Source organism: Petrotoga halophila DSM 16923, from assembly GCF_002924615.1.
Genome location: NZ_JALY01000315.1, coordinates 1 through 1,982 on the forward strand (window position 1 = coordinate 1; position 1,982 = coordinate 1,982).

The following is a 1,982-nucleotide window of genomic DNA, read 5'->3' on the forward strand; positions in this document are numbered from 1 at the left end:
TGAGTTTGACAGTTACAAAAAAGTAAGAATTCTAAAACAGGCATGAATAATTGAAAAAAAGCGTTTTTTGCTTTCTCTGTTTTCCAAAAGTGTCACTACATGCCTTCCTTTTCCTTTGTTTATAGGTGTTTTAGACTTATACTTTTGCTTTGCTCCTTTCTAATCCTTTAATTTCGTTATTTTCGTTCTGTAGTTTTAGTTTCTCTATGAATTCCTCATATGGGGTTACCACTTTTGGAATTGGTATATTAAGTACCTTCAATATCTTCTGAGCCAAAAGATTCATGTTAGTCCTAATGGCAAAATGTTGTTCGTTGGGTTTAATATCTATGTATTCCATGTTTTTAATCGCTTCTCTTATCTTTTCGTGTGAGTATTCTATATTGTTCCTTTCTAATTCTAATTCTAGCGTTCTTTGCATTATGTAAGATACAAAACTCATCACTATGTGTCCCTTTATCCTTTTCTGTGTCCAGTGAAATATCGGTCTTGTCTCAAGATAATTCTTTAGTGTTCTGAAGCTTTCTTCCACTTTCCACAAGGTATGGTATTGTTCTAATATCTGTTTTGGATTCAACTGTGTGTTGGTTATTATTCCATAGTATCCGTCATATTTTTCGTCTTTTTCTATCTTTTGTATATCAAGTGTATAATCTACTTCGTTCTTTGTCTTTAAGTACTTTTTTGCACCTCTTTTGCTTTTTGTTTCTATGTTCCCATCTTTCAACATTTTTTCCGCTTTTTCAATCAATCTAATCCTGTCTTTTCTATCTTTTTCTGCCCTTTCCTTTGAATGTATTATGAGTAATCTTTTACCTTCGTATTCTATTTCTCTGTATTCAATCCCTTTTGCTATTTCAGTGAATCCTCCATCGAATATATCCACCTTTTTTAACTGTTTTATCGATTTACCCACTATGAATTCGTAATCAGAATTCTCTACTATTTCCATATTGGTTCTACTCATCATCCCTCTATCACTAACCACTATTACCTTTCCCAACTGATATCTCTTTTTCATCGCCTCTATCGTATCTTTGAACGTATGCCCTTCGAACGTGTTACCTGGGTATATATCAAAACTAACCGGCATCCTATCCCTATCTATCGACATCCCTAGAACTACCTGTGATTCGTTGAACTTCTTATCTTTCGAATACCCCATCTGTAGTAACTCGTTCGTTTGTTGTGTCTCAAAGGCCAACTTCTTTTATGGTTCTATTATTCTGTTCATAACCATTATTTTCAACAAATCTTCCACATCGAACCTCGTCTTTTTATCCATCTTTTCAAAGAACTTATCCATCTCATACCTTTCAAACAATCTATCAACTATTACTTTTACCCCATAATTCTTCTTATCGGGTGCTTCCTCAACACTATTCAAATTCACATAACCTTTTATATCATATATCTGTACGAGTTTATCGACAATATTTTCCACTTCTTTTCTACTGATAGTATCGATTCTACCCAAATTAGCGATTATCTTTTGTTTGTTCTTACCGTTTTCACGGTAACTTTCTACTATTCTTAAGTATTCTTTCCCTTGATTGTTTTTTACGGTTCTAACATACATCCAAATCATCTCCCAACTTCATAATGTCTTTAATATTATACCACATAACTATTATGAAGTCAAGAGAATAATATAATTAAAAGAGAAAAAAGTGTCACTACATCAAAACAATTTTTTCAAAAAATTATGTATTTTATCCCCTCAAACCCGCTTTCTTCCATTCGGTTTACTGAAAAATCGTCTCTCAACTGTCAAACTCAGGAAAAAGTAAAAATAGAATTAACTTTATCAGCTTTTTAATAAAGAAAGATTAAATAAAGGTTATTTCATAAGTTTTGAATAAATTGAGTTTAATGTTATAATTAAACAGAGGTTTTTTTCAACAATTTTATTTGGTTGAACAAGAGAGGTGAAATATTTGAAAGACCAAGTAAAGATGATCTACTTTGATTTAGATCATACC

The 1,982-nt window shown here is 31.8% G+C and carries 1 pseudogene; it reads right to left on the minus strand.

Going from position 1 to position 1,982, the window contains the following annotated elements:
• Window positions 1–136 precede the first annotated feature (136 nt).
• Window positions 137–1,579, minus strand: a pseudogene (locus AA81_RS13485) (IS1634 family transposase); the annotation flags it as partial.
• Window positions 1,580–1,982: the final 403 nt, after the last annotated feature.